Source organism: Pantoea sp. F_5 (assembly GCF_008631595.1).
GTDB classification, from domain to species: domain Bacteria; phylum Pseudomonadota; class Gammaproteobacteria; order Enterobacterales; family Enterobacteriaceae; genus Pantoea; species Pantoea gossypiicola.
This window is the reverse complement of the sequence record NZ_VWUO01000009.1, coordinates 115,142-141,434: the sequence shown is the minus strand read 5'-3', so window position 1 is coordinate 141,434 and position 26,293 is coordinate 115,142. Positions and strand designations below refer to the sequence as shown.

25 protein-coding genes are annotated in these 26,293 nt (G+C 58.3%); 14 read left to right on the top strand and 11 right to left on the bottom strand.

Going from position 1 to position 26,293, the window contains the following annotated elements; genetic code table 11:
- The first annotated feature begins 535 nt into the window (after positions 1-535).
- Complete coding sequence (locus tag F3I44_RS13880) at positions 536-1,258, top strand: ABC transporter ATP-binding protein (RefSeq protein WP_110331537.1); 723 nt, start codon at positions 536-538, stop codon at positions 1,256-1,258.
- 120 nt (positions 1,259-1,378) lie between these two features.
- Here the strand turns inward: F3I44_RS13880 and bioD are convergent, their stop codons facing one another.
- The 4 genes from bioD to bioB are packed head-to-tail and all read right to left on the bottom strand — an operon-like array spanning position 1,379 to position 4,968.
- Positions 1,379-2,050: a dethiobiotin synthase gene (gene bioD, locus F3I44_RS13875; RefSeq protein WP_150012215.1), complete on the bottom strand. Its 672-nt coding sequence runs from the start codon at positions 2,048-2,050 to the stop codon at positions 1,379-1,381.
- Positions 2,047-2,802: a malonyl-ACP O-methyltransferase BioC gene (gene bioC / locus F3I44_RS13870; protein ID WP_150012217.1), complete on the bottom strand. Its 756-nt coding sequence runs from the start codon at positions 2,800-2,802 to the stop codon at positions 2,047-2,049. The genes bioD and bioC overlap by 4 nt, the downstream gene beginning before the upstream one ends.
- Positions 2,786-3,937 carry an 8-amino-7-oxononanoate synthase gene (gene bioF / locus F3I44_RS13865; RefSeq protein ID WP_150012219.1) on the bottom strand — a complete coding sequence of 384 codons (1,152 nt, stop codon included), beginning with the start codon at positions 3,935-3,937 and terminating at the stop codon, positions 2,786-2,788. Before bioF ends, bioC begins: the two co-directional genes overlap by 17 nt.
- The gene (gene bioB / locus F3I44_RS13860) at positions 3,937-4,968 is read right to left on the bottom strand and encodes a biotin synthase BioB (protein ID WP_150012221.1); all 1,032 of its coding nucleotides are present in this window, start codon (positions 4,966-4,968) and stop codon (positions 3,937-3,939) included. The genes bioF and bioB overlap by 1 nt, the downstream gene beginning before the upstream one ends.
- 86 nt (positions 4,969-5,054) lie before the next feature.
- Between bioB and bioA the strand changes: the two genes are divergently transcribed.
- Together bioA and F3I44_RS13850 are read left to right on the top strand one after the other, a co-directional pair.
- Positions 5,055-6,359, top strand: coding sequence for an adenosylmethionine--8-amino-7-oxononanoate transaminase (gene bioA, locus F3I44_RS13855; protein ID WP_150012223.1), 1,305 nt, complete (start codon positions 5,055-5,057; stop codon positions 6,357-6,359).
- A 75-nt stretch (positions 6,360-6,434) separates the two neighbouring features.
- On the top strand, positions 6,435-6,911 hold the full coding sequence (locus F3I44_RS13850) for a kinase inhibitor (protein ID WP_150012225.1): 477 nt from the start codon (positions 6,435-6,437) through the stop codon (positions 6,909-6,911).
- A gap of 255 nt (positions 6,912-7,166) precedes the next feature.
- Here the strand turns inward: F3I44_RS13850 and pgl are convergent, their stop codons facing one another.
- The gene (pgl, locus tag F3I44_RS13845) at positions 7,167-8,168 is read right to left on the bottom strand and encodes a 6-phosphogluconolactonase (RefSeq protein ID WP_150012227.1); all 1,002 of its coding nucleotides are present in this window, start codon (positions 8,166-8,168) and stop codon (positions 7,167-7,169) included.
- Positions 8,169-8,322: 154 nt separating this feature from the next.
- Here pgl and F3I44_RS13840 point away from each other — a divergent pair, with 154 nt between their 5' ends.
- On the top strand, positions 8,323-9,141 hold the full coding sequence (locus F3I44_RS13840) for a pyridoxal phosphatase (RefSeq protein WP_150012229.1): 819 nt from the start codon (positions 8,323-8,325) through the stop codon (positions 9,139-9,141).
- Here F3I44_RS13840 and modC read toward each other — a convergent pair whose 3' ends face one another.
- The 4 genes from modC to F3I44_RS13820 all read right to left on the bottom strand — a co-directional run bounded on the left by modC (position 9,142) and on the right by F3I44_RS13820 (position 11,960).
- Positions 9,142-10,200, bottom strand: coding sequence for a molybdenum ABC transporter ATP-binding protein ModC (modC, locus tag F3I44_RS13835; protein ID WP_150012231.1), 1,059 nt, complete (start codon positions 10,198-10,200; stop codon positions 9,142-9,144).
- Positions 10,200-10,889: a molybdate ABC transporter permease subunit gene (gene modB / locus F3I44_RS13830; protein ID WP_150012233.1), complete on the bottom strand. Its 690-nt coding sequence runs from the start codon at positions 10,887-10,889 to the stop codon at positions 10,200-10,202. Before modB ends, modC begins: the two co-directional genes overlap by 1 nt.
- On the bottom strand, positions 10,886-11,659 hold the full coding sequence (modA, locus tag F3I44_RS13825) for a molybdate ABC transporter substrate-binding protein (RefSeq protein ID WP_150019442.1): 774 nt from the start codon (positions 11,657-11,659) through the stop codon (positions 10,886-10,888). Before modA ends, modB begins: the two co-directional genes overlap by 4 nt.
- A 145-nt stretch (positions 11,660-11,804) precedes the next feature.
- Positions 11,805-11,960 carry an AcrZ family multidrug efflux pump-associated protein gene (locus tag F3I44_RS13820; protein WP_033731900.1) on the bottom strand — a complete coding sequence of 52 codons (156 nt, stop codon included), beginning with the start codon at positions 11,958-11,960 and terminating at the stop codon, positions 11,805-11,807.
- Between the two features lie 136 nt (positions 11,961-12,096).
- On the opposite strand from F3I44_RS13820, the gene modE reads away from it, so the two are divergent.
- From modE to gpmA, 6 genes are all read left to right on the top strand, one after another.
- Positions 12,097-12,879: a molybdenum-dependent transcriptional regulator gene (gene modE / locus F3I44_RS13815; protein ID WP_150012237.1), complete on the top strand. Its 783-nt coding sequence runs from the start codon at positions 12,097-12,099 to the stop codon at positions 12,877-12,879.
- A gap of 69 nt (positions 12,880-12,948) precedes the next feature.
- Positions 12,949-14,421 (top strand): molybdate ABC transporter ATP-binding protein ModF, encoded by a 1,473-nt coding sequence (modF, locus tag F3I44_RS13810; RefSeq protein WP_150012239.1) that lies wholly within the window; start codon positions 12,949-12,951, stop codon positions 14,419-14,421.
- Positions 14,422-14,656: 235 nt separating this feature from the next.
- Entirely contained in the window at positions 14,657-15,703 is a 1,047-nt protein-coding gene (galT, locus tag F3I44_RS13805; protein ID WP_150012241.1) for a galactose-1-phosphate uridylyltransferase, read from the top strand.
- Positions 15,700-16,848 carry a galactokinase gene (gene galK, locus F3I44_RS13800; protein WP_150012243.1) on the top strand — a complete coding sequence of 383 codons (1,149 nt, stop codon included), beginning with the start codon at positions 15,700-15,702 and terminating at the stop codon, positions 16,846-16,848. Before galT ends, galK begins: the two co-directional genes overlap by 4 nt.
- The gene (gene galM, locus F3I44_RS13795) at positions 16,842-17,876 is read left to right on the top strand and encodes a galactose-1-epimerase (RefSeq protein ID WP_150012245.1); all 1,035 of its coding nucleotides are present in this window, start codon (positions 16,842-16,844) and stop codon (positions 17,874-17,876) included. Before galK ends, galM begins: the two co-directional genes overlap by 7 nt.
- 151 nt (positions 17,877-18,027) lie before the next feature.
- The gene (gene gpmA / locus F3I44_RS13790; RefSeq protein WP_003851893.1) at positions 18,028-18,780 is read left to right on the top strand and encodes a 2,3-diphosphoglycerate-dependent phosphoglycerate mutase; all 753 of its coding nucleotides are present in this window, start codon (positions 18,028-18,030) and stop codon (positions 18,778-18,780) included.
- A 299-nt stretch (positions 18,781-19,079) separates the two neighbouring features.
- Here the strand turns inward: gpmA and aroG are convergent, their stop codons facing one another.
- Positions 19,080-20,132: a 3-deoxy-7-phosphoheptulonate synthase AroG gene (gene aroG, locus F3I44_RS13785; protein WP_150012247.1), complete on the bottom strand. Its 1,053-nt coding sequence runs from the start codon at positions 20,130-20,132 to the stop codon at positions 19,080-19,082.
- A gap of 287 nt (positions 20,133-20,419) precedes the next feature.
- On the opposite strand from aroG, the gene F3I44_RS13780 reads away from it, so the two are divergent.
- The 4 genes from F3I44_RS13780 (at position 20,420) to zitB (ending at position 25,554) form a co-directional block, all read left to right on the top strand.
- The gene (locus F3I44_RS13780) at positions 20,420-20,788 is read left to right on the top strand and encodes a YbgS-like family protein (protein ID WP_190285945.1); all 369 of its coding nucleotides are present in this window, start codon (positions 20,420-20,422) and stop codon (positions 20,786-20,788) included.
- A 98-nt stretch (positions 20,789-20,886) separates the two neighbouring features.
- Positions 20,887-21,468, top strand: a complete 582-nt coding sequence (locus tag F3I44_RS13775; RefSeq protein ID WP_150012249.1) for a response regulator transcription factor — start codon at positions 20,887-20,889, stop codon at positions 21,466-21,468.
- Positions 21,450-24,587 carry an ATP-binding protein gene (locus F3I44_RS13770; RefSeq protein ID WP_150019441.1) on the top strand — a complete coding sequence of 1,046 codons (3,138 nt, stop codon included), beginning with the start codon at positions 21,450-21,452 and terminating at the stop codon, positions 24,585-24,587. Before F3I44_RS13775 ends, F3I44_RS13770 begins: the two co-directional genes overlap by 19 nt.
- Complete coding sequence (gene zitB / locus F3I44_RS13765) at positions 24,565-25,554, top strand: CDF family zinc transporter ZitB (RefSeq protein WP_150012253.1); 990 nt, start codon at positions 24,565-24,567, stop codon at positions 25,552-25,554. The genes F3I44_RS13770 and zitB overlap by 23 nt, the downstream gene beginning before the upstream one ends.
- Here zitB and pnuC read toward each other — a convergent pair.
- Positions 25,548-26,270 (bottom strand): nicotinamide riboside transporter PnuC, encoded by a 723-nt coding sequence (pnuC, locus tag F3I44_RS13760; protein WP_150012255.1) that lies wholly within the window; start codon positions 26,268-26,270, stop codon positions 25,548-25,550. The two genes, zitB and pnuC, sit on opposite strands and share 7 nt — an antisense overlap.
- Between the last annotated feature and the right edge of the window lie 23 nt (positions 26,271-26,293).

Genomic DNA, 26,293 nt, shown 5'->3' with positions numbered 1-26,293 from the left:
CAACCGGTTTTCATTACCTAATGCACAAGGTTATCCACAGGAATGGTGGATAAGTGATGGCAGCCCCGCCGCCATCTGCTGTGTATAATTTTTCCCTGCCCTCCCGCCCCGGTCAAAATAATTTTTTTTGCGTTAAATTTCGCGTCAACCGCTGACGGATTATTCTGCATTTTTAATCTGTCTTCTGGCATGGCACGCAAATTCTCACCATTACACTAAGATTCTTAATCAGACATTCTGCATGACTGCAGCACGTCTGCACCACAAACAGCGCCCGCAGGCACTGTAAAAGTGCAGGCGCGTGATGACCATGGGAAATTGATAAGTTTTTCTCACCTTTCATTCCTGATACGGCGCACTGCAGCAGGAAACAGGACCGTTTTAAGATCTGGCCTGGGAATTGCAGGAGTCAGTAACGTCGCCGCGCTTTACGCGCACTGTGCTGCAATGGTGAGGCTGCCGTTGCTGATGACTTGCTTGCCAGACGACAAAGAGCGGAAGCAATCAGGCTAATGATCGGGAAGGAGAGTGTCAGATGCTGAGTCTACGTTCGGTAAATCAATTTTACGGTCAGAACCATATTCTGTGGGATGTGGATCTGGAGCTGTCGCCTGGCACCTGCACCGGCATTCTGGGCCGTCCCGGCATGGGCAAAACCACGCTGGTCAACTGCATTATGGGCAGATTGCCGATTAACAGCGGCACAATTTCCTGGAAAGAGGATGGCTCGCCGCCGGAGGATTTGCTGCTGCAACCGGCCGAACAGCGGGCGCAGATGGGCATCGGCTATGTGCCTCAGGGCCGCCATATTTTTACCCAGATGAGCGTGGAAGATAACCTGCTGATTGCCCTGCTGGCGGGAGCCAGCCAGCGCGACCGTCATCGTGCCATTCCTGAAATGGTATTTGATTTGTTCCCGGCGCTCTACTCACTGCGCCAGCAACGCAGCGGCGATCTGCCCATTGATCAGCAGCAACAGCTGGCCCTGGCGCGCGCGCTGGTGCTGCAGCCCAAACTGCTGATTCTGGATGAGCCGACCGATGGGATGTCGCCGTGGCTGGAAGAGGAGATGGGCAACCTGATCCGCCGGCTTAACCTCGACTACGGGTTGACCATCCTGCTGCTGGAGCAGCGCCTGTCGCTGATCCGGCGGGTGGCGGACTATTTCCTGCTGCTGCACCGTGGCCGTAATGTGGCGCAGGGCAGCATGGAGCAACTCGATGACCACACCGTGGATAAGTGGCTGACGGTCGCCTGACGCTGAGTCTCTGCCCTGGCAGATGTCAGGAATGCAGACAGCACCGAATAACCTGACGTTCAGGCGGGCAAGCACTGCACAGGCTGAGACTGATAAAGCAAAAAGTCTGTGGGGAGACTTTTACGCCGGAAGTGTCAGATAGTGTCCACAGGACGCCTGCTGCGCCGTATCGGTGAGATACGGAATCGTACCCAGACAGGGGGCAGGCAGTCGCTGCTTCAGGCTGGAGAGATAGTCCTGATAGCGTTTGCCTGGCGGCTCGACGGTGTTGGCGATCCAGCCCACCAGCGGCAGGCTGCACGCGCGCACCGCCTCGGCGGTGAGCATGGCGTGATTGATGCAGCCAAGCTTAATTCCCACCACCAGAATCACGGGCAGCTGTTCGCTGACCACCCAGTCCGCATAGGTGTGCGTCTCTGACAGCGGGGTGTACCAGCCACCCGCCCCCTCCACCAGAATCCAGTCTGCCAGCGGCTCCAGCGCCGCCAGACCTGCTGACAGTGCCAGATGGGTGATCGGCCTGCCCTCTTCGGCGCTGACGATGTGCGGCGAGGTCGGTTCCATAAACGCCAGCGGATTGACCTGCTGGTAGCTCAACGGCACGCTGCTGAAGCGCTGCAGCACCAGCGCATCACTGTTGCGAATGCCTTCAGGCGTCATCTCACAGCCTGACGCAACCGGCTTGTAGCCCGCACAGCGGTAGCCCGCGGCAGCCGCCGCCTGCAACAGTGCGCCGCTGGCGACCGTTTTACCGACTTCGGTGTCGGTGCCGGTAATAAACAGCCGTTTCATGATGCACTTACTCCATAGATTAAATGGTAACTCAGGCGATAGCCGTGACGATCGCGCGGCCAGTGTGCCTCTAACTGGTTGAGCCGTTGTCGGGTGAGTAGCTGCCCGTCGCGGCCCTGATGCAGATGGGTCGCGCCAATCCCTTTCAGCGAACGCATGGCACTGAGCGCATCGGGAAAATGCAGCGTCACTCTTTCCGCGCTGCAATACAGTTGCTCTGCGTGGCAGGCCGCCGCAATCTGCGTCTCGCTGAGAAAGCGGTTAGCATGGGGTAACGCATCCAGATGGGACCAGGCTTCATGTACCTCCTGCAACGAACCGTCGCCCAGCGTAGAAAACAGCAGCGTGCCCTCGGGTCGTAGTACGCGCCGGAACTGGGCCAGCGCGCCGGGCAGATCGTCACTCCACTGCACCGCCAGGTTGCTCCAGACCAGGTCAAAGCTGTTATCCGCCAGCGGCAGTGCGTCGATGTCGCCCGCCAGATAGTGCTGGGCTGCGTTGTTGCGGCGTGCCTGTTGCAGCATTTGCGGAGAGAGATCCAGCGCCGTCACCTGTTTGCCGCGTTCGTGCCACAGCCTGCTGTACCAGCCGGTGCCACACCCGGCATCCAGCAGCTGCACGCCGCTGTGAGCCGGTGCGAGAGCCAGCAGCGCATCGCCGCTAAGCCGTTGCAGCGCAGCATGGGCATCATAATGACTGGCCGCCCGGCCAAAGGCGCGAGCTACCGCCTTCTTATCAACCCGCAGCGTCATACAGCGCCTCCAGTAGCACATCGATATCTTCAGGGCGATGTGCCGCAGTCAGGGTAATACGCAGCCGGGCCGTCCCCGGCGGCACGGTAGGCGGTCGGATCGCACTGACCCAGCAGCCCGCCTCCGCCAGCCGCTGAGAGAGCGCCATTGCATCGCTGTTTTCACCTATCAGCAGCGGCTGAATCGCGCTGGCAGAGTCCATCAATCGCCACGGCAGCGAGGCCGCCCCGCGCCGGAAATGCGCAATGTTCTGCTGCAACTGCTGGCGCAGCGCATCGCCCCGCTGAATTTCGCGCAGCGCCGCCTGCAGCGCGGTGGCTTGTGCAGCGGGCATGGCGGTGGAGTAGATCAAATGCCGGCTGAACTGCAGGAAATAGTCGGCGGTATCCGCATCGCACAGCAGTGCGGCACCACTGACGCCAAACGCTTTGCCAAAAGTGACCACCAGCAGTTCCGGCTTAACGCCCTGCTGCCAGCAGCTACCGCGCCCCTGCTCACCCACCACGCCGATGCCGTGCGCATCATCCACCAGCAGCCAGCCCTGTGCCTGCTGCGTCTGTTGTACCAGCGCAGCCAGCGGCGCGCTGTCGCCATCCATGCTGAAAATTCCTTCGGTAACCACCAGCGTCTCGCCCTCGCAGGGTGACGCGAGCCGTGCTGCCAGACTCTCCGGGTCGTTGTGACTGAAACGGCGCAGCTGCGCCGGGCTGTGGCTGGCGGCATCAAGCAGCGAGGCATGACTGAGCTTATCGGCCAGAATGCGATCGTTTTTCTCCCCCAGCAGATGAATTACCGCCTGATTGGCCGCGAACCCGGAGATAAACAGCAGCGCGCGGTCGTAGCCGAGCCAGTCGGCCAGCTGCGCCTCAAGTTCGGCATGCTGACGGTGATAACCGGTGACGTGTCCCGAGGCACCCGCGCCCGCGCCCGCCAGCGCTGCGCCCTGCTGCCAGCCCGCAATCACCGCCGGATGGCGGGTTAAACCGAGATAGTCATTGCTGGAGAAGTGAAGATAACGGCGGCCGCCGCTCTCTAATGTGCGGGTGGCTTGCTGATCGATGATTCGACGCTGTCGCCAGCCATCGGCCGCACGGCGCTGCGCCAGCCCCTGCTGAAGTCGTTGCTGCCAGCTCATTACAGCGCCGCGTTGTAGAACTGTTCAGTGTCAGCATGCAAGAGCTGCTCGCTGAGTTGTTCTTCCTGCTGCTGATCGCCATGTTGGGTGTGGGTATGCTCCGGGTTCAGCCCCAGTTTGCGGAACAGCACGCGGTCTTTATCCTCTTCCGGATTCGGCGTGGTCAGCAGCTTGCAGCCGTAGAAAATCGAGTTCGCCCCGGCCATAAAGCACATCGCCTGAGTCTGCTCGTTCATCTGTTCGCGGCCCGCGGAGAGACGCACATGCGAGGTCGGCATCATGATGCGCGCCACCGCGATGGTGCGGATAAAATCGAACGGCTCTACGTCATCGTTGTCCGCCAGCGGCGTGCCTTTGACCTTCACCAGCATGTTGATCGGTACGCTCTCCGGCGGGGTCGACAGATTGGCTAACTGCACCAGCAGACCGGCGCGATCGTTCACGGTTTCGCCCAGGCCGACGATGCCGCCCGAACAGACTTTGATACCGGCGTCACGCACTTTGCCCAGCGTATCGAGACGTTCCTGATAGCTGCGGGTAGTGATGATAGAGCCGTAGAATTCCGGTGAGGTGTCGAGGTTATGGTTGTAATAATCGAGACCCGCGCCCGCCAGCCGCTGCGCCTGTTGATCGCTGAGCGTACCGAGCGTCATGCAGGTTTCCATTCCCATCGCCTTTACGCCTTCAACCATTTTTTCCAGGTAAGGCATATCGCGCTCGTGCGGGTTTTTCCACGCGGCACCCATGCAAAAACGGGTCGAACCGGCGGCTTTGGCCTGACGCGCGGAGGTCAGCACCTCTTCCACTTCCATCAGACGTTCCGACTCCAGGCCGGTCTTGTAGCGCGCGCTCTGCGGGCAATATTTGCAATCTTCCGGGCAGGCACCGGTTTTGATCGACAGCAGGGTACTGACCTGCACCTGGCGCGGGTCGAAGTGCTGACGATGCACCTGCTGCGCTTTAAACATCAGTTCAAGAAAAGGTTGTTCAAACAGCGCTTGCGCCTGTGCAATTGTCCAGCGTTGAGCCATTACGTACTCCAGAAAAGGGTGTCATCCCGACAGAAAGCAGGGGTATACTTGTAAACTATATTTTTTTATTTTGGTTTACAACTCCGATGACTACCCCTGTTTTCTCCCTGGATGATGCCCGTTTTGATCGCCAGCATATCTGGCATCCCTACACCTCGATGCAGGATCCGCTGCCCTGCTACCCGGTCGTCGCCGCGCAGGGTTTTCAGCTGCAACTGGCCGATGGCCGTGAGCTGGTGGATGGCATGTCCTCGTGGTGGGCGGCGATTCATGGTTATAACCATCCGCGCCTGAACCGGGCGCTGACGGAGCAGGTCACGCAGATGTCGCACGTGATGTTTGGCGGCATTACCCATCCGGCAGCAGTGGCGCTCTGCCGTCAACTGGTGGCGATGACGCCTGAGGCGCTGGAGTGCGTTTTCCTGGCCGATTCCGGCTCGGTCGCGGTGGAAGTGTCGATGAAAATGGCGCTGCAGTACTGGCTGGGCCGGGGTGAGACGCGTCAGCAGTTTCTGACGCTCAAGCGCGGCTATCACGGCGATACCTTTGCCGCGATGTCGGTCTGTGATCCCGAGAACTCGATGCACAGCCTGTGGCGCGGTTATCTGCCTGAGCACCACTTTGCGGCGGCACCGGCCTGCGGTTTTGATGATGAATGGGATGCGCGCGACGTCGAGGATTTTGCCCGGCTGATCGAACAGCATCACAGGCAGCTGGCGGCGGTGATCCTGGAGCCGATTGTGCAGGGTGCAGGCGGGATGCGTTTCTATCATCCGCGCTATCTGCAGCAGGTCCGGGAAGCGTGTGATCGCTATGGCGTGCTGCTGATTGCGGATGAGATCGCCACGGGATTTGGCCGCACCGGTAAGCTCTTTGCCTGTGAACATGCGGGTATTACCCCGGATATTCTCTGCGTCGGAAAGGCACTGACCGGCGGCATGATGACGCTGGCGGCGACCCTGACCACCCGCGAGGTGGCTGATACCATCAGCCGCAGCGCGGCAGGCTGTTTTATGCATGGCCCGACATTTATGGGGAATCCGCTGGCCTGCGCGGTGGCGGCGGAGAGCCTGAGCATGCTGGCGGACGGTCACTGGCAGCGTCAGGTAGCCGCGATCGAACAGCAGCTGCGGGCTGAGCTGTTGCCGCTGCGCCGTTCACCGCAGGTGGCTGAGGTGCGCGTGCTGGGGGCGATTGGCGTAGTGGAAACGCACCAGGCGGTCAACATGGCGGCGCTGCAGCAATTCTTTGTTGAACAGGGTGTCTGGATCCGGCCGTTTGGCCGCCTGATCTACCTGATGCCGCCCTACATCATCACGCCCCAGGCGTTGAGTCAGCTGGTGCAGGCCATTGGCAACGCACTGGCACATTCGCAACATTTTGCCGCCTGAAGCGGGCTGACCGCTGGCACTGATGGCGCTTTTGGTTATGATGAAAGGCTATTCATCGACAGTTAAGGAGATGTGATGCGCGTTTTTAGTCAGGATTTTAATGACGGTGAGAAGATGCCAGAAAAGCATGTTTTCAACGGCATGGGTTATCAGGGCGAGAATATTTCTCCCCATCTTGCCTGGGAAGCGGCCCCGGAAGGGACCAAAAGTTTTGTGGTGACCTGCTACGATCCTGATGCGCCGACGGGTTCCGGCTGGTGGCACTGGGTCGTAGCGAATATTCCGGTCAGCACCACATCACTGCCGCAGGGTGCCGGTTCCGGCAAAGCGTCACTGCCAGCAGGCGCAATTCAGACCCGTACCGATTTTGGTCAGGCGGGCTATGGTGGCGCGGCACCGCCACAGGGCGAAACCCATCGCTACATATTCACCGTGCATGCGCTGGATGTGGAGACGATTGAGGTGGATGAAGACGCCAGTGGCGCAATGGTCGGCTTTAATGTGCATTTTCACGCACTGGCGAGCGCCTCACTGACCGTGAATTATCAGTAAGACTGACAACTGACAAACCCAAAGCTAAATGATCTGGCAGCAACGCATTAGCTTAAATAGCAGGGAACAGGGTCAGAAGAGGAAAGCGTCCCGCGCCAGGGATGGCGCGGGCCGAGCGTGCCATGGATGGCGGCTTTTGCGTCTTTCTGATCTGACCCTGTTCCCTGTGTCTGCACGATCTCATAGCTGGCAGTGGCAGACTTCGTTAACAATCTTACGCCTCTCCCGCTCAGGAGAGGCGTTTTTCAGGATGCGTTACGCCTGCAGCTGGTGAATCACCACCCACATCGGGCCCTGCCCTACCGCATAACGTCCCAGCGGCTGTAACAGCCCTTTCGGTTCGCTAATCGCATAGACTTCGATGTGATGCGATTTCTGTCCCGCCGCCACCAGAAAGCGTCCGCTGTGATCGATATTGAACCCGCGCGGCTGCGTTTCCGTCGGCTGGAACCCTTCCAGCGTCAGTTCATCGCCCAGTTCGCTGACGCTGAAAATCGCCAGCGTGCTGCTGGTGCGATCGCAGGCATAGAGGAAACGGCCATCCGGCGTCAGATGAATATCGGCTGCCCAGCGCGTGCCGCTGAAGTCAGGCGGCATCATATCCAGCGTCTGCACGCTTTCAGCTTCGCCTTCTCCGGTATTTAATGCCCAGACCTCAACCGTGCTGTCCAGCTCGTTGACGCAGTAAGCGAACTGCCCGCCCGGATGGAACTGCATATGACGCGGGCCTGCGCCCTCTACCGTTGTGACCTGCGCCTGTCTGCGCGGGGTCAGCTGACCGTCTGCGCCCAGCGCAAACAGACAGATGCGGTCCTGCTTCAGTGCTGGTACATAGAGTGTCTTGTTATCGGTATCGATATTGGCCGAGTGGCAGCCATCCAGGCCGTTGATCACCTGCAGCGGGGCCTGTGGAATGCCATCATCACCAATCGGGCTGACGCTGACGCAGGCATCATTGTAGGAACCGCAGAACAGGAAACGGCCCTCACGATCGGTGGAAATGTGGGTCGGACTGCCCGGCAGCGGTGCCTGACCGGCGTCGGTCAGGGTGCCATCGGCGGCAATCCGGAACGCCAGCACGCGAAAATTGGGACGCACACCGACATAGAGAAAATCGCGTTTCGGACTCACCACCATCGGCTGAACCTGGCCGGCGACATCGATCACCTGAAGCAACGTCAGCGCACCCTCATCATTCATCTGCCAGACGTGAATCTGCTGGCTCTCGGGACTGGCGGTGTAGACAACCTGTTTCATGCATTCTCCTTTTTTGCTGCCTGATCATATCTGTGAATCACTGTAGCGCGTTTTATTACCCTGCGCTGGAATCATTTGTGCCCTGTTTTTTGTCTCCGGACCGTGGACAGGTGTAGACTTCAGCCCCTGCAAACCTGAAAAAACGAGAGGATGAATGAGCTACCGAGTAATTGCCCTCGACCTCGACGGCACGCTGCTGACCCCAGCCAAAACGATTCTGCCGCAGTCAATTGACGCGCTGAACCAGGCCCGCCAGGCGGGTGTTCATGTCGCTATCGTGACCGGACGCCATCACTGCGCTATCCACCCTTTTTATCAGGCGCTACAACTGGATACACCCGCAATCTGCTGTAATGGCACCTATTTGTATGATTACCAGGCGAAAAAAGCACTGGCGTCCGATCCTCTCGACCCGCAGCTGGCGTTACAGGTGATTGAGAGGCTGGATCAGCAGCAGATTCACGGCTTACTCTACGTGGATGATGCCATGCTCTATCAGACGCCGACCGGTCATGTGATGCGCACCCTGAAGTGGGCCGAATCGTTGCCTGAGCATCAGCGTCCGCTGTTCCGTCAGGTGCCTGATTTAGCCCAGGCGGCACGTGACGCCGGTTCAATCTGGAAGTTTGCCCTGTCGCACGACAACATACCTGAACTGCAACAGTTCGCCACTGCGGTGGAAGCGGAGCTGGGGCTGGCCTGCGAATGGTCATGGCACGATCAGGTGGATATCGCTAAAGGCGGCAACAGCAAAGGTAAACGGCTGGCGCAGTGGGTTGAATCGCTGGGGCTGAGCATGTCTGATGTGATCGCGTTCGGGGATAACTACAACGACCTCAGCATGCTGGAAACAGCCGGACTGGGCGTGGCGATGGGCAATGCCGATGAGGCGATCAAAGCGCGGGCGAAAAGGGTGATCGGCACCAATCTTGAACCCGGCATTGCCGACACCCTGCGTCAGTACGTGTTGTAATCAGGGCGTTACCGAAACACTTTTAATCTGGGCATAGAGCCACTGTTCGGGCCGGATACCCAGTTCGTCCCGCGCCCACGGCGTAATGCGCGCCCAGAGTTCGCTGATGCCGATACGCAGCTTCACCTCCACCTGGTCCCCGACCTCCAGCAGCTCGACTACCTGTGCCGGTAAAATGTTGCGGATGGAGGTGTGCTGTGGCGGTTGCAGCGCCAGCGAGACATCTGATGAGGCAATGCGAATACGCAGCGGCGTTTTCACTGGCTGATTCACCCGGCTGACCCAGATGTGCTGATCGCCCAGCGACAGCGCGGTCATCGGATAGTCAGGATGCTGCTCCAGCACCTGCACCCGCAGCACGCTGCTCAGGTCGCTCACTGGCAGCCATGGCCGCATCGCGCTGCTGCTCCAGACCCGCTCCAGCGGACCAAAGGCTTTGACCCGCCCTTCATCCAGCACCAGCACGTTATCAGCCAGATGCAGAATCTCATCCAGACTGTGCGAAACAAAGAGCATTGGAATATCGACCTGCTTCGCCAGTTTTTGCAGATACGGCATCAGCTCACGTTTGCGCGGCAGATCCAGCGACGCCAGCGGTTCATCCAGCAGCAGCATATCCGGTGCGGTCAGCAGTGCCCGGCCAATTGCGACCCGCTGCTTTTCACCGCCCGACAGCGACAGCGGAAAGCGCGACAGCAGCGCCTCCAGCCCCAGCAGCGAGACCAGGCTGTCGAACTGCGCTTTCATTGACGTCGCCATACCATATTGCAGGTTGCCCCGGACCCGATAATGCGGGAACAGCCGCGCATCCTGAAACACATAGCCAATGCGGCGTTTTTCCGGCGGCAGCGCAATCTTCTGCTCCGCATCAAACAGCAGGCGATCGTTAAGCTCAATTCGCCCGCGCTGCGGCTGAGTCAGTCCGCTGATAGCGTTGATCAGTGAGGTTTTACCGGCACCGGAGACACCAAAAATGGCGGTGATGCCTTTGGCCGGGATCTGCAGGTTGACCTCCAGCTGGTGATCGCCCTGCTGCTGCATAAAGTTGAGTGATAGCATCAGCTTCCCATCCGCTTACGGCTTGCCCGTGCCAGCCATTCCGACGCCAGTAGTGAACCCAGTGCCAGCACGATAGCGATCACACAGAGCCGCGCCGCCGCACCCTCTGCACCGGGCGTTTCAATCAGGGTAAACATCGCCAGCGGAAGCGTGCGCGTTTCACCGGGAATATTGGACACAAAGGTAATGGTGGCACCGAATTCGCCCAGCGACCGGGCAAACGCCAGCACCGTTCCGGCGATGACACCCGGCAACGTCAGCGGCAGTGTGATGGTGAAAAAGACCCGCCAGCGTCCGGCACCCAGCGTGCGCGCTGCCTGCTCCAGTCGGCTATCCACCGCTTCCAGCGCCAGCCGGATGGCGCGTACCATCAAGGGAAACGCGATAACGGCAGAAGCCAGCGCTGCACCGCGCCAGCTGAACGCAAAGCTGAAACCGAACCAGTCAAACAGCTTTGCACCAATGATGCCGCGTCGCCCCAGGCTAACCAGCAGCAGATACCCCACCACCACCGGCGGCAGCACCAGTGGCAGATGGATCAGGCTGTCGAGCAGCGCTTTGCCGGGAAAACGGCAGCGCACCAGAATCCAGGCCATCAGAATGCCAAACGGCAGACTGCCCAGCACGGCTATGCCAGAGACTTTAAGGCTAAGCAGCACTGCCTGCCATTCGGGATCGCTGAGTATCATTTCGTCGGTGTGAATCCGTAATGTTTGAAAATCGCCGCCGCCTGCGGCCCTTTCAGGTAATCATAAAAGGTTTTAACGGTAGCCGTGTCGTGATCGTTTACGATCGCCATCGGATATTCCACCGGTTTGTGGCTGTCTGCCGGAAAATGCGCGACCACCTGCACTTTGTCGCTGGCGACCGCGTCGGATCCGTAGACAATGCCATACGGAGTTTCGTTACGCTCGACCAGCGCCAGTGCTGCCCGCACATTATTAGCGGGCGCTAACGCGGGTGCAACGCCGTCCCAGGCTCCCAGCTTTTGCAACGCCTCTTTAGCATAGATACCCGCCGGAACGTGGTCCGGATCGCCAACCGCCAGACGTTCGCCGTGCAGCAATGTTTTCCAGTCGGTCTGCGGATCCAGCGTCACTGCTTTAGCTGCGGCACTTCGTGGCGCAATCAGTACCAGGTCGTTGCCCAGCAGGGTGTAGCGGGTGCGGGTTATCACGCTTTTCTTCGCCACCGCATCATCCATCCACTGCTGATCGGCAGAGATAAACAGGTCGGCAGGCGCACCCTGTTCAAGCTGACGCGCCAGCGCGGAGGATGAGGCGAACGAAGAGACGACTGTCACGCCCTTTTCCTTCTGATACTGACTGGCAATATCCTGCATCGCATTGGTCAGCGAAGCCGCGGCAAACACAGTAATGTTATCGGCGGCCACTGCCTGTCCGGCCAGCGATACGGTGACCAGCGCCGCGACGCCCCAGCGGGTGTAATTTGATGACATGATTCTCTCCGGCTATTCGTTGTGTAGCGAATAATATAACGCAATATCAGGGAGGTTCAGTAAATTATCGGCAGGAGACAGAGAAGGTTGAATCGATGCGGGACAAAAATGACGACGCCCGCCAGGATGGCGGGCGTAACGGAAATTAATTATGGGAACGGGCTGAAGATTTTTCGCGATGACCCACTTTAGAGAAGATATTAAACACTTCACCCAGGCCATAAATCATGCCCAGCATCAGCGCCATTACCACAGGGACCATCAGTACGGCCACGGCGAGGCTTTTCAGTAATTCCAGCATGGAGGGTCTCACTCTGCAAACAAAAAAGTGATTGTAACGGGTCAGCAAAATTTTGCGCAGCCCTTTTCGTGCTTTTACTTTGGACATAAAACGCCGCTATCATCGGCCTTCGCCTTAACCCTTTGCCGGAGCTGTCATGGAAGCCGAACTGTCCCTTCATATCCGTTTACAACAGAAACTGTTTGCCGATCCACGACGTATTGAGCTGCTGAAACGCGTCCAGCAGACCGGATCGATCAGTCAGGGGGCAAAGCTGGCTGGCATCAGTTACAAAAGTGCCTGGGATGCGATCAATGAGATGAACCAGATGGCGGATGAAACGCTGGTGGCGCGGGCAACCGGCGGTAAAGGCGGCGGCGGTGCCACGCTGACCCGCTACGGTGAACGCCTGATTCAGCTTTTTCATTTGATGGAGCAGATCCAGCAGAAAGCCTTTGATGCGCTGCAGCAGGATACGCTGCCGCTCGACAGCCTGCTGGCGGCCATCGCTCGCTTCTCACTGCAGACCAGCGCCCGCAACCAGCTGTTCGGCACCGTGGTCAGCAACGATGCGCAGCAGGTGGTTCAGCATCTGTTGATTCAGCTGGCTGATGGCGTCACGCAGCTCAATGTTGCGCTGACCCAGCGCAGTGCCGATCGTCTGCAGCTGGCGGCAGGTAAAGAGGTGCTGGTGCTGATCAAAGCACCGTGGATCCGCATCAGTCGTGACGCCGCAGAGGGAGACAATCAGCTGACCGCCACCGTCACTGCCATCGAACCGGGTGAGCAAATGAGTGAGGTGCTGATGCAGCTCGCCAGCGGCGAAACCCTGTGTGCCACTCTGAGTAATGCACAGTTACAGCAGCTGAAGCTGCAGCCCGATGATGCGGTGATAGCCAGTTTCAATGCAGAGAACGCTATCGTCGCTACCCTGCTCTAGCGGTTGAGTTGACTTCATTGCGGGCAATGGTTACAACTCAGTGACTCGATGCAAAAAATGGAACAGATCATGGCTTCATTGCATATTTTGCAAGGCACGTTTCATCTTAGTGATACCCGGATACTGAGTCTGAATCAGGTGGAACTGCAGCGCGGCGAAAGCTGGGCCTTTGTCGGTGCCAACGGCAGCGGTAAATCATCACTGGCGCGCGCGCTCTCCGGTGAACTGCCGCCGCTGGCCGGTTCGGTCAGCAGCGATTTCGCCAGGCCGGTCCGGCTGTCACTGGAACAGTTACAGACGCTGGTGGCGCAGGAGTGGCAGCGCAATAACACCGACATGCTCAGTGAAGGTGAAGAGGATACGGGACTGACCGTGGCAGAGGTGATTCAGGCCGAGGTGAAGCAGCCGGAACGTTGCGAACAACTGGCTCAGCAGTTTGGTATCGAACCGCTGTTGTCACGCCGCTTCAAATATCTCTCTACCGGCGAAACCCGCAAAACCCTGCTTTGTCAGGCCCTGATGAACCAGCCAGATTTGCTGATCTTAGATGAGCCTTTTGATGGACTGGATGTGGCGTCGCGCGCCAGCCTGACCGACACGCTACGCAATCTGCAGCATCCGGCGTTTACGCTGGTGCTGGTACTTAATCGCTTTGACGACATTCCCGATTTCGTTCAGCAGGTGGGTGTGCTGGCGGAATGCACGCTCACTCACAGTGGCCCACGCCAGACGATTTTAACGGAAGCGCTGGTGGCACAGCTGGCACACAGTGAACAGCTGATGGGAATGGCGCTACCGGAAGCAGATGCGCCGGATCAGCTGCCTTCGCTGGCAGATGATGCTCCGCGCGTTATCCTGCGCAACGGCACCGTCTCCTACAACGATCGACCGGTCATTCAGGGGCTGAACTGGCAGGTTAACGCAGGCGAGCACTGGCAGATTACCGGCCCGAACGGTGCCGGAAAATCGACGCTGCTGAGTCTGGTAACCGGCGATCATCCCCAGGGCTACAGCAATGATCTCACCCTCTTTGGCCGTCGTCGCGGCAGTGGCGAAACCATCTGGGATATCAAACAGCATATTGGCTATGTCAGCAGCAGTCTGCATCTCGATTATCGCGTCAGCACTAATGTGCGGACGGTCATCCTGTCGGGCTTCTTCGACTCCATCGGTCTCTATCAGGCGGCATCCGATCGGCAGAAAGCGCTGGCACAACAGTGGCTGACACTGCTCGGAATGGATAACCGGCTGGGCGATGCGCCGTTCCATTCACTCTCCTGGGGACAGCAGCGGCTGGTGCTGATTGCCCGCGCGCTGGTTAAGCATCCGACGCTGCTGATTCTGGATGAGCCACTTCAGGGACTCGACCCGATTAACCGTCAGCTGGTAAGGCGCTTCGTCGATGTGCTGATTGGCGAAGGTCGCACGCAGCTGCTGTTTGTTTCCCATCATGCCGAAGATGCGCCTGCCTGCATCACACATCGTCTGAGCTTTGTTCCCGATAAGGGTGGCTACGCTTTTCAGCAGGATACGCTGCGCTAACGCGTTAATAACGCCCCCTCAACGCCGCTCTCGCGGCGTTTTAAAGCACACCTGTGTAATCGCTACCATTCAGACCCGCCTTTTACCCCATATTACTGCACACAATGCCACGAAATAAGAATATTCAGCTTGTGTAAACGATACCATTTATCCAGACTTGATCACGCTTTCGCGCGCGCTGATGTGCTACTTTTTACCGATGCCTCTCTGGCTTTGACGCTTACCAGGATCTCACATGGAAAAATTCAACCCGGTCGATCACCCGCATCGCCGTTACAATCCACTGATTGATCAATGGATTTTAGTCTCACCTCATCGGGCCAAACGTCCGTGGCAGGGCGCGCAGGAAACGCCAGCGGTTAATACCTTGCCGTCGCACGATCCGGACTGCTTCCTGTGTGCCGGTAATACCCGCATTACCGGTGACAAAAACCCGGACTATTCTGGCACGTACGTCTTTACCAATGACTTTGCTGCGCTGATGACCGACACACCTGACGCGCCTGAAAGCGACGATATCCTGATGCGCTGTGAAAGCGCACGCGGCACCAGTCGGGTCATCTGCTTCTCGCCCGATCACAGCAAAACCCTGCCGGAGATGTCACTGAGCGCGCTGGAAGAGGTGGTGCGCACCTGGCAGGCGCAGACCGCCGATCTGGGTCAGCACTATCCGTGGGTGCAGGTGTTTGAAAACAAAGGCGCGGCGATGGGCTGCTCTAATCCGCATCCGCATGGTCAGATCTGGGCCAACAGCTTCCTGCCGAATGAAGCGCAGCGCGAAGATGATCATCAGCGCGACTATTTCGCTAAACATGGCTCGCCGATGCTGGTCGATTATCTGGCACGTGAGCAGAAGGATGGCAGCCGCACCGTGGTGGAAACCGAACACTGGCTGGCCGTCGTGCCGTGGTGGGCTGCCTGGCCGTTTGAAACTCTGCTGCTGCCAAAAGCGCACGTCAAACAGCTGACCGATCTCAGTGAAGCGCAGAGTGCCGATCTGGCAAAAGCCATTAAGCTGCTGACCAGCCGCTACGACAACCTGTTCCAGTGCTCCTTCCCCTACTCCATGGGCTGGCACGGCGCGCCGTTTAACGGCGAAACCAACGATCACTGGCAGCTGCATGCGCACTTCTATCCGCCGCTGCTGCGCTCAGCAACAGTGCGTAAATTTATGGTTGGCTATGAAATGCTGGCCGAAACCCAACGCGATTTAACGGCGGAACAGGCGGCGGAACGTCTGCGTTCTGTCAGCGACGTTCACTTCCGTGAGGCACAACAATGAGCTTAAAAACCATCACGCAGCAGCTTTTCTCAGACACCTTCGGCTACGCCGCCACGCATACCATTCAGGCACCGGGCCGCGTTAACCTGATTGGCGAGCACACCGACTATAACGACGGCTTTGTGCTGCCCTGCGCCATCGATTACCAGACGGTCATCGCCTGCGCCCGCCGTGACGATCGCCAGATTCGCGTGGTCGCTGCCGATTATGAGAATGCGCAGGACACCTTCTCGCTGGACGAAGAGATTGTCAGCGTGCAGGAACCGATGTGGGCCAACTATGTGCGCGGCGTGGTGAAACATCTGCAGCAGCGACATGCCGATTTCGGTGGCATTGATATGGTAATCAGCGGCAACGTGCCACAGGGCGCAGGGCTGAGCTCATCCGCCTCGCTGGAAGTCGCGGTCGGCACCGTGGTGCAGCAGCTCTATAACCTGCCGCTGGATGGCGCGGCTATCGCGGTGAATGGTCAGGAAGCGGAGAACCAGTTCGTTGGCTGTAACTGCGGCATCATGGACCAGCTGATCTCCGCACTGGGCCAGAAAGATCACGCGATGCTGCTCGACTGTCGCACGCTGGGCACCCGTCCGGTGTCGATGCCGGAAGATATCGCGGTGGTGATCATCAACTCCAACTTCCGCCGCACCCTGGTCGGCAGCGAATACAACACCCGTCGCGAGCAGTGTGAAGCGGGCGCGCGTTTCTTCAATAAGAAGGCGCTGCGTGATGTTGAACTGGCGGAGTTTGAAGCGGCCCAGGCGCAGCTCGACCCACAGGTAGCAAAACGCGTGCGTCACGTTCTGACCGAGAACGCCCGCACGCTGGAAGCGGCCGATGCGCTGAGCCGGGGCGACCTCTCCCGTATGGGCCAGCTGATGGCTGAATCGCACGCCTCCATGCGTGACGATTTCGAGATCACCGTGCCGCCGATCGATACGCTGGTTGAGATCGTGAAAGCGCAGATTGGTGAACGCGGCGGCGTGCGCATGACCGGCGGCGGCTTTGGTGGCTGCATCGTGGCACTCATGCCACTGGATCTCGTCGATCAGGTGAAAGCCGCCGTAGCAGAGCAGTATGAAGCCGCGACTGGCATCAAAGAGACCTTCTACGTCTGTAAAGCCTCTGAAGGAGCGGGCCAATGCTGAATGACGTCAATTCCCATGCGCCCGACGGTCAGCCGTGGCGCATAACGGTGCTGCGCAATGCCAACGGCATGCTGGCAACCTTTATGGACTGGGGCGCAACCTGGCTTTCTGCCCGCGTCCCGATGCAGGATGGCAGCGTGCGTGAAGCACTGCTCGGCTGCACCACGCCCTCTGACTATCTGCATCAGGATGCCTATCTGGGTGCTACGGTGGGCCGTTACGCCAACCGTATCGCCGGGGCAAAACTTAATAAACTGAACCGTCAGCTGGTGCCAAACCAGGGTGCCCATCAGCTGCATGGCGGGCCGGAAGGCTTTGATAAACGCCGCTGGCAGATTGTCAGCCAGTCTGACAGCGAAGTGCACTACCGCATTGATTCGCCGGATGGCGACCAGGGCTATCCGGGCAATCTGATTGCCGACGTGCGCTATCAGCTGGATGACCAGAACTGCCTGAGCATCCGCTACGAAGCGCGCTGCGATCAGCCCTGCCCGGTCAATCTGACTAACCATGCCTACTTTAATCTTGATGCGCATCATGGCGACGCCCGCCAGCATCGCTTACAACTGCACGCCGACCACTATCTGCCGGTCGACAGCGAAGGTATTCCGAATGCGCCGCTGAAAGCCGTTGCCGATACCAGCTTTGATTTCCGCAACGCCAAAGTCGTGGCGCAGGATTTCCTGGCAGACGATGACCAGCGCGCGGTGAAGGGCTATGACCATGCGTTTCTGCTCAACTGCGCAGGCGATGATAGTCAGCCTGCGGCAGAACTCTGGTCGCAGGATGGCAGATTACAGCTCAGCGTGACCACCTCGGCACCGGCACTGCAGTTCTACACCGGCAACTACCTGGCCGGCACGCGTGCCCGTGAGCAGGCGAGCTATACTGCATTCCAGGGCATTGCGCTGGAGAGTGAATTTTTACCGGATTCGCCGAATCATGCTGAGTGGCCTCAGCCGGATTGCTGGCTGCAGCCGGGAGATCGCTGGGAATCGGTGACGCGGTATCGCTTCACGCCACGCTGAGCCTCCGGCTGAAAAACGCGCAGTGCGTCACACACAGGCTTACGCGCTGCCCGCTTTTCCGTTATGGTATGGCGCAATCAGCTCGTGTATCAGGCGGGCAGCAGCAGGTTTCCAATCTCACAGAAACATCACAGTATTAAGGAGTTAAGCTATGGCTGTAACTAAGCTGGTTCTGGTGCGACACGGCGAAAGCCAGTGGAACAACGAAAACCGCTTTACCGGTTGGTATGATGTTGACCTTTCTGAGAAAGGTCGTGGCGAAGCCAAATCAGCAGGTCAGCTGCTGAAGAAAGAAGGCTTTGTTTTTGATTTCGCTTACACCTCCGTACTGAAGCGTGCGATTCACACGCTGTGGAATGTGCTGGATGAGCTGGATCAGGCCTGGCTGCCGGTTGAGAAAACCTGGCGACTGAACGAGCGTCACTACGGTGCGCTGCAGGGTCTGGACAAAGCGGAAACGGCCGCTAAATATGGCGACGAGCAGGTTAAGCAGTGGCGTCGCGGCTTTGCCGTTACCCCGCCAGAGCTGGATCGTTCAGATGAGCGCTTCCCGGGCCATGACCCGCGTTACGCGAAACTGACCCCGGAGCAGCTGCCAACGACCGAAAGCCTGGCGCTGACCATCGACCGCGTCATCCCTTACTGGAACGACACCATTCTGCCGCGCATCAAAAGCGGTGAGAAAGTGATTATTGCCGCACACGGCAACTCACTGCGTGCGCTGGTGAAATATCTGGATAACCTGAGCGAAGATGAAATCCTCGAGCTGAATATCCCTACCGGCGTTCCGCTGGTGTATGAGTTCGATGAAAACTTCAAACCGCTGAAACGCTACTACCTGGGCGACCAGGACGAGATTGCTGCGAAAGCCGCAGCCGTTGCGAATCAGGGTAAAGCGAAGTAATTTCTCGCTGACAAGGCAAAAAGGCCAGACGAAAGTCTGGCCTTTTTTATTGGGCTGCGCCCGGCAATGCTGTGTGTCATCTTTAACTGCCAGACTCAAGCTGCTTACAACGTCAAATCACGATAAATTTTACAGCAATAAATTAGCTTAGTGAGCAGGGAACACGGTCAGAGGAGGAAAGCGTCCCGCGCCATGGATGGCGGTTTTCGCGTCTTTCCGATCTGACCGTGTTCCCTGTGCAGAGGCACAATCCTCTAAGCGAATCTGTCCAGACTTTATTAAAAGTCTGGACAGGCCAATCAACCGCGGCGCTGTTTAACCGCTGCCGCCAGCTGACGCAGCACCCTGTCGGTATCTTCCCAGCCGATACAGGCGTCGGTGACGCTTTTGCCATAGACCAGCGGCTCGCCGCTCTCCAGACTCTGGTTGCCTTCCACCAGATGACTCTCAATCATCACACCCACAATTGCCTGCTCACCGCTGATCAGCTGCTGTGAAACATCGTCTGCCACCACCATCTGACGCTGGAACTGCTTGCTGCTGTTGGCATGGCTGAAGTCGATCATCACCTGCTGTGGCAGACCCGCTTTTGCCAGACCTGCTTTAACCTCAGCAACATGCTGAGCGCTGTAGTTCGGCTCTTTGCCGCCGCGCAGGATGATATGGCAGTCACCGTTTCCGCTGGTTTCAACAATGGCGGAGTGACCATACTTTGTCACTGACAGGAAACAGTGCGGCGATCCCGCTGCGTTAATCGCATCAATCGCGACTTTGATAGTGCCATCGGTGCCGTTTTTAAAGCCTACCGGGCAGGAGAGACCGGATGCCAGCTCGCGGTGTACCTGAGATTCCGTGGTGCGCGCACCAATCGCGCCCCAGCTCATCAGGTCAGCCACATACTGCGGGGTAATCATATCCAGAAACTCGCCCGCTGCCGGTAAGCCGCTGTCGTTGATCTCCAGCAGCAGCTTACGCGCCAGACGCAGACCGTCGTTAAGCTGGTAGCTGTTATCCATGTAGGGGTCATTAATCAGCCCTTTCCAGCCCACCGTCGTGCGCGGCTTTTCAAAATAGACCCGCATGACCACTTCCAGCTCGCCTTTCAACTCATCACGCAGTGCCAGCAGGCGGGTTGCATACTCTTTCGCCGCTTCAGTGTCATGAATTGAGCAGGGTCCAATCACCACCAGCAGACGATCGTCCTTGCCCTGCAGGATCTGATGAATCGCCTGACGGGCCTGTGAAACGGTCTGTGCAGCACGATCGGTCGCCGGGAATTTTTCGAGCAGCGCAACAGGCGGTAACAGCTCTTTAATCTCTTTGATGCGTAAATCATCGTTCTGGTAATTCATACTGATTCCATATTATTTCTTGCCCGGCGCCCGCCGGACACATCCTGCCCAATGTAGCCCGAAGCGCCAGGGGTGTAAATTCCTGCTGCGGGTTAAATGTGCGGGTCATATTTGCATTAATCAGGTTAGCGACTAGACTTTTTAATGGTAAGCACTGAGGAACGTCCCGCTTACCTTATTTAATTACCCTGTTTAAGCCAACTGGCGAATTTTATTTCGTCAGGGGTTTTATTACCCGAAATTGCACCTCTGGGCTTAAAGCCTCTTCATTAATTAACGGGAGCATAATGATGAAAAAGTTTGCCTTAATCTTTTTGACAGCAGCAATGACACTGAGCAGCGGCGCGGTACTGGCTGCAGATAGCAGCAGCAATAACGGTACAGCAAACCAGGCGGCCAGTGCAGGTGCAGCAGCAGGTGGCGCGAAAGAGAATCTGCCACCCAATAATGTCGATAACAGCAAAATTAATAACACTGGCACCAACACGAATCCTGCAACGTCTGGCAGCACTACCAGCACTGGTAATATGTCTGCTAATGAAATTGACCAGAACAGCCAGTGTAAAGATGGCAAATGTCCGAACGTGAATAAAAAAGTTCAAACCAAAGTGGGCGGCGGTGACGTAAACACGAAAACCGACGGCACTTCACAGTAATTCTGTTTAGCCTGGAGAGCTACGGCTCTCCGGGTTTTTCTCCCCTCAGCCCCACTCTTCCGCTATGCTAATCCTGTGAAATTTACAGGAAATCCTTCATGGCCGTTTTGCTTTTGATTGACGATCATCCGCTGGTTGAAGTGGCACTGGAAGCTGCCCTGAGCCAGTCACCCATACCCATTAAACTCCTCTCTGCCAGCAGTGAAAAAGCCGCTCGCCCCTTACTTCAGGAGCAACCGGACATTATCGTGCTGGATATCGGCCTGCCGGACAGTGATGGGCTGGAGTTTCTTCGTCGTCTGAAGATCCATCGGCCTGATTGCCCGGTGCTCATCTACTCTGCACAGCAGACCCGCCACTATGTGCGTCGTGCTCAGGCGCTGGGTGCGGCCGGTTACGTGGTAAAGAGTCAGCGTATGACGCAATTACTCAGCGCCATCCTGGCGGTGCTGGGCGGTCAGACGGCTTTTCCGGTGATGGATGATGAGCCTGAGCTACCGCTGACCCAGAAGGAGCGTCAGATTCTGGCACTGCTGGCCAGTGGGTTATCCAATCTGCAAATCGCGGCTCAGTTGCACATCAGTAACAAAACGGTCAGTACCCATAAAAAGAATATTCTGGAAAAAACCGGTGCCCGCTCAGTGGTGGAACTGGCTGACCTGTGGAAAGCCCAGCAGTGAGAGTTATTCTGCTGATCCTGCTGTTCTGGTGCGGCACCGGCCTGGCTGAGGTGCGTCCGGTGAGCAGCGTGAATCTGCCGATGATGCTGCCGGTGACGCACGCGGAAACGATGCAGGGCAGGATCCTGCGCGTCGGCCTGCTGGAAGAGAACCACGCGCCCTGGGCAATGCGCATCGGCAATGACCTCTATGGCATTAATGCCGACTATCTTTCCGCGCTGCGACAGCTGACCGGCGCGCAGTTCACGCTTAACCTCTACAGCGATCAGCCGCATCTGATGCAGGCGCTGACCAGCGGCCAGATCGATTTTGCGCTGGGCATGTGGAGTGCCCCGCTGCCACCCGGCACCCTGAGCAGCGAAAACTGGTTCAGCAGTCCGCTGCGGGTTTACCGCAATCAGCAAAACCAGCGTGCCGTGATGTTTAACAGCCAGAATGCCTCGCTTGCGATCAGTGACAGCACCCTGGCACAGCTGCCATCTGCGCTGGCTGCCCGTCACAACTGGCAACGCTACAGCAGCGATCTGCAGGCGCTCTATACCCTGCTTAATCAGCAGAATGACTATGTAGTGGCGGATGAAACCAGCGCCGGTTTTCTGCTGAGCCAGCTGCAACAGGGCCAGATTTATCAGATCGCCTCCCACATTGAGGCCGGCCAGCTTAACCTGCGCGCGGTGGCGCGCGATCCCCAGCTTATCAGCTGGATAAATCAGAGCCTGCGTCAGCTGCCTGCAGAACTGATGAACACGCTACAGGCGCGCTGGAGCAGCAGCCTGCCGCGCTATCAGGACACCCAGACTCTGATGCTCAGCCCCGCTGAGCGCGCCTGGATAGCCGATCATCCGCGTATTACCTATACCGCCGAACCAGACAACTACCCCTGGAGTTATCGCGATGCCAGCGGAACGGCCCGAGGCTATGGCGTGGATTTGCTGAAAGCGATTGCGCAGAGCACCGGATTAGAGTTTGAGCCGGTGTGGGTCAGTAATCCCCGCCAGGCCAGCACGTTGATTCAGCAAAAGCAGGCAATGCTGCAGCTGATGCAGCCGCTGAATGGCGATGCGATGCAGAGCACATCGCTACCGGTGTGGCGCGCGCTGTGGGGCATCTACAGCGTCCAGTCCGATACGCTGGCGCACTGGCGCGACCTGCGCGGCAAGCGGATCGGCGTGTTGCAGGATGACCTGGCGCTGCGTCTGCTGCCTGCGGATCTGCAGCCACAGCCGTTTGCCGATCGTAATAGCCTCTATGACGCGCTGGCAAAGGGGCAGATCGACGTGCTGGTCGATAACGTGCTCTCCGCCCGCTGGCGCATCGCCAGCCGGGATGATGCCCGCGTTCACCTCGCCTTTGCCGCCAGCGACATCGCCTGGCCGATTGCGCTGGGCGTCACGCCGGACCAGCCGGTGCTGCTTACTCTGCTGGATCGCGCGCTGCAGCAGATTCCGGCTGATACCCAAAGTCAGATGCGCGATAGCTGGTCAACGCCGCCACAGCCCGGCAGCGTGATGGTGATGCGTTCGCTGCCGATGATGGTGCTGGCAGTAGCGGGTGCAGCCATTGTGCTGCTGCTGTTACTGCTGGCGCGCCGCTACTGGCAGCAGCGCAGGGAGCGTCAGCAGCGCGAGCAGGCGGAACATGCCAATGCGATGAAGAGCCAGTTTCTGGCGACCGTCAGTCATGAGCTGCGTACCCCAATGCAGGCGATCCTGGGTCTGCTGGAACTGGAGAAGCAGCAGCACAGTAGCCAGAATCTTTCGCTGCTGCACAGCAGCGCACAATCGCTGCTGACTCTGCTGAATGACCTGCAGGATCATGCACGCATCGAGAGCAACAGTTTTACCCTGGCACCCCGTCCGCTGGCGCTGGCGCAGTGGCTCGACCAACAGCAGCATTTTTATCATCCGTTGATGCGCGCTGACGGCCCGCGTCTGATCGTCGAGGCGCTGACGCCGCTGCCTGACACCGTATTAATTGATGCCGACCGCCTGCAGCAGGTGGTCAACAACCTGATGACCAATGCGCTGAAATTTACCCGCCACGGCGCGATTCGTCTGACCCTTGCCGCAGAGCAGCAGCTGGTTCTGACGGTGAGTGACAGCGGCAGCGGGATTCCGCCGGAGGAACAGCAGAAGCTGTTTGACCCCTGGTATCAGGCACCGTCCGGAAAATCTGTTTCCGTGCAGGGCAGCGGGCTGGGGCTGTTTATCTGCCGGGAAATGGTGCTGCGGATGGGCGGCGACATCCGGCTCGCCTCTGAATCGGGTCACGGTACTCAGGTCACCGTGACGCTGCCGCTGCAAATCTGCGCGCCGGTAAGCCACGCAGACGACACGCCCCTGCCCGGCTTTCCACAGCTCAGGGTGGCGATTGTCGATGACCATCCAGCCAATCTGCTGGTGATGCAGCAGCAGCTGGCGCGCTTTGCGATTCAGGCTGACATCTTCGAACAGGGACGCGCACTGCTGCAGGCCGACGCAAAGCAGCCTTATGATCTATTGTTTATCGACCAGATGATGCCGCGCCCTGACGGTACGCTGCTATTGCGGATATTGCGTCGGCGTGATCGCCAGCGCAGACGTCAGGCGATGCGGGTGCTCTGCTCGGCTGACGCGCAGCTGCTGTCGCAGTCGCCTGAGGCGGGCGAGCGTGTGCTGATTAAACCGGTGCAGTTAGCCGATCTCAGCGCAGTGCTGGGAGAGTGGCAGCAGGCGTGGCAGGACGATTCGCTGGCGACACTGGATGACAACCTGTGGCAGCAGGCGTGGCAGGACGATCCGCTGGCGACACTGGATGACAACCTGTGGCAGCTGGCGCAGCAGAATGACAAATTCCTCAGCCGTCTGAGCCAGACGTTGCACAGTACGGTGAAACAGGACCTGGCTGTGATGCGTGAGGCACACGAACGCGCAGACTGGACGCAGGTCGCCGAAGCAGCACACCGGATGAAAGGAAGCTGCCTGCTGGCAGGGCTGGAGCATGGCGCGCAGCTCAGCCAGCAGCTGACGGAGCAGGTTAAACAGCATCAGGACACGTCTGAGACGTGGCAATTACTGATATTATTCGTAAACAGGTTACTGAAAAAACTGGAATCTTATGGCACATACCCACACTCATAGCGGGCAGGATAGTAATCGCACGCGTCTGGCGGCCGCCTTCGGGGTGACCGTCGTCTTCATGGTTGCTGAAGTGATTGGCGGCTGGCTCTCAGGTTCACTGGCGCTGCTGGCGGACGCCGGACATATGCTGACCGACGCCGCCGCGCTGCTGATGGCCTTGCTGGCGGTCCATTTCTCACGCCGTAAACCTAATGCACGCCACACCTTTGGCCTGCTGCGTCTGACCACGGTAGCGGCTTTTGTTAACGCAATTGCGCTGCTGGGCATTACCGCGCTGATCGTCTGGGAGGCGGTACGCCGCTTTGCCGACCCGCAGCCGGTGACCGGCGGGCTGATGCTGGGGATCGCGATTGGCGGCCTGCTGGCCAATATTCTGTCGTTCTGGCTGCTGCATCACGGTAGCGGAGAAAAGAACCTCAACGTGCGGGCTGCCGCGCTGCATGTCCTGGGTGATCTGCTGGGTTCGGTGGGCGCGATCATAGCGGCGGTAATTATTCTGCTGACCGGCTGGACGCCTATCGACCCGATTCTGTCACTGCTGGTCTCCCTGCTGGTGCTACGCAGCGCCTGGGCGCTGCTGCGTGAGAGTCTGCAGGAGTTACTGGAAGGGGCACCGCATTCGCTGGATGTGAACCGGCTGATTCGGGATCTGACGCTGAACATCGCCGAAGTGCGCAATGTTCACCATGTGCATTTGTGGCAGGTCGGTGAAAAGCCGCTGCTCACCCTGCATGCGCAGGTGATCCCGCCTTACGATCACGATGCGCTGCTGTATCGTATTCACGACTACCTGCGCCAGAACTACCAGATTGCGCATGCGACGGTGCAGATGGAGTATCAGCCCTGTGCCGGTGCTGAGTGTGAACTCGGCTTAAGCAGCGCGGCTGCCTCCGGCCATGATCACAGTCATTCTCACGACCATGATCATGAACCAGCTCACGCTAAAGGCGAAGCGCACACTCACTGAGCCGACAGCGCGCGGGAACCCTGTTGCCGCGCGCTGTGGATCCACATACGCGATCCGTTCAGCGCAATCAGCGTCAGAATCACATACTCCAGCGACATCGCATACACGCCCTGACGGGCGAAAATCATCACGCTAATCACGTTGATGATGACCCACAGCAGCCAGTTCTCAACATATTTGCGCGTCATCAGCACCATCGCCGCAATCGACAACACCATCAGGCAGGAATCCCAGAACGGGAAGGCATCCGGCTGCAACGCGGGCATCGCTACCGACAGGCCAGGAGCGTTCATCAGCGTCACCGCTGTACGGGTTAACAGCGCAAACACCGGATCGATATAAAGGGTCATCAGCGCAATGGCGATCACACAACCCGCCGCCCAGGCCAGCGCTTTGGGCAGTGGCAGCCAGCGGATTTTCAGCTCGGCCTGATGATCGGGGGTCTGACGGCTCCAGGCGTACCAGCCATAGATATTGGCGGCAAAGAAGAAGAGCTGCAGCAGGAGGCTGGCATAGAGCTGGATCTGAAAGAAGATCACCGCAAACAGCGTAACGTTGATCAGACCGAACGGATAGTTGATGATTTTTTCCAGGCTGGCAAACCAGATACAGAGTAAGCCCGCCAGCGTGCCGATGGCTTCAATCCATGAGAGATCGTAGCCCCCGGCACCCAGAGGAATGTGAACCAGAATATTATGTGTGCTGAAGAAGTCCATGCTGAGCACCTGTCCGGGAACGC

Excerpts from the sequence above, each read along its gene's own strand:
- F3I44_RS13880 (WP_110331537.1), top strand. The coding sequence starts at position 536 with ATGCTGAGTCTACGTTCGGTAAATCAATTTTACGGTCAGAACCATATT.
- bioD (WP_150012215.1), bottom strand. The coding sequence starts at position 2,050 with ATGAAACGGCTGTTTATTACCGGCACCGACACCGAAGTCGGTAAAACG.
- bioC (WP_150012217.1), bottom strand. The coding sequence starts at position 2,802 with ATGACGCTGCGGGTTGATAAGAAGGCGGTAGCTCGCGCCTTTGGCCGG.
- bioF (WP_150012219.1), bottom strand. The coding sequence starts at position 3,937 with ATGAGCTGGCAGCAACGACTTCAGCAGGGGCTGGCGCAGCGCCGTGCG.
- bioB (WP_150012221.1), bottom strand. The coding sequence starts at position 4,968 with ATGGCTCAACGCTGGACAATTGCACAGGCGCAAGCGCTGTTTGAACAA.
- bioA (WP_150012223.1), top strand. The coding sequence starts at position 5,055 with ATGACTACCCCTGTTTTCTCCCTGGATGATGCCCGTTTTGATCGCCAG.
- F3I44_RS13850 (WP_150012225.1), top strand. The coding sequence starts at position 6,435 with ATGCGCGTTTTTAGTCAGGATTTTAATGACGGTGAGAAGATGCCAGAA.
- pgl (WP_150012227.1), bottom strand. The coding sequence starts at position 8,168 with ATGAAACAGGTTGTCTACACCGCCAGTCCCGAGAGCCAGCAGATTCAC.
- F3I44_RS13840 (WP_150012229.1), top strand. The coding sequence starts at position 8,323 with ATGAGCTACCGAGTAATTGCCCTCGACCTCGACGGCACGCTGCTGACC.
- modC (WP_150012231.1), bottom strand. The coding sequence starts at position 10,200 with ATGCTATCACTCAACTTTATGCAGCAGCAGGGCGATCACCAGCTGGAG.
- modB (WP_150012233.1), bottom strand. The coding sequence starts at position 10,889 with ATGATACTCAGCGATCCCGAATGGCAGGCAGTGCTGCTTAGCCTTAAA.
- modA (WP_150019442.1), bottom strand. The coding sequence starts at position 11,659 with ATGTCATCAAATTACACCCGCTGGGGCGTCGCGGCGCTGGTCACCGTA.
- F3I44_RS13820 (WP_033731900.1), bottom strand. The coding sequence starts at position 11,960 with ATGCTGGAATTACTGAAAAGCCTCGCCGTGGCCGTACTGATGGTCCCT.
- modE (WP_150012237.1), top strand. The coding sequence starts at position 12,097 with ATGGAAGCCGAACTGTCCCTTCATATCCGTTTACAACAGAAACTGTTT.
- modF (WP_150012239.1), top strand. The coding sequence starts at position 12,949 with ATGGCTTCATTGCATATTTTGCAAGGCACGTTTCATCTTAGTGATACC.
- galT (WP_150012241.1), top strand. The coding sequence starts at position 14,657 with ATGGAAAAATTCAACCCGGTCGATCACCCGCATCGCCGTTACAATCCA.
- galK (WP_150012243.1), top strand. The coding sequence starts at position 15,700 with ATGAGCTTAAAAACCATCACGCAGCAGCTTTTCTCAGACACCTTCGGC.
- galM (WP_150012245.1), top strand. The coding sequence starts at position 16,842 with ATGCTGAATGACGTCAATTCCCATGCGCCCGACGGTCAGCCGTGGCGC.
- gpmA (WP_003851893.1), top strand. The coding sequence starts at position 18,028 with ATGGCTGTAACTAAGCTGGTTCTGGTGCGACACGGCGAAAGCCAGTGG.
- aroG (WP_150012247.1), bottom strand. The coding sequence starts at position 20,132 with ATGAATTACCAGAACGATGATTTACGCATCAAAGAGATTAAAGAGCTG.
- F3I44_RS13780 (WP_190285945.1), top strand. The coding sequence starts at position 20,420 with ATGATGAAAAAGTTTGCCTTAATCTTTTTGACAGCAGCAATGACACTG.
- F3I44_RS13775 (WP_150012249.1), top strand. The coding sequence starts at position 20,887 with ATGGCCGTTTTGCTTTTGATTGACGATCATCCGCTGGTTGAAGTGGCA.
- zitB (WP_150012253.1), top strand. The coding sequence starts at position 24,565 with ATGGCACATACCCACACTCATAGCGGGCAGGATAGTAATCGCACGCGT.
- pnuC (WP_150012255.1), bottom strand. The coding sequence starts at position 26,270 with ATGGACTTCTTCAGCACACATAATATTCTGGTTCACATTCCTCTGGGT.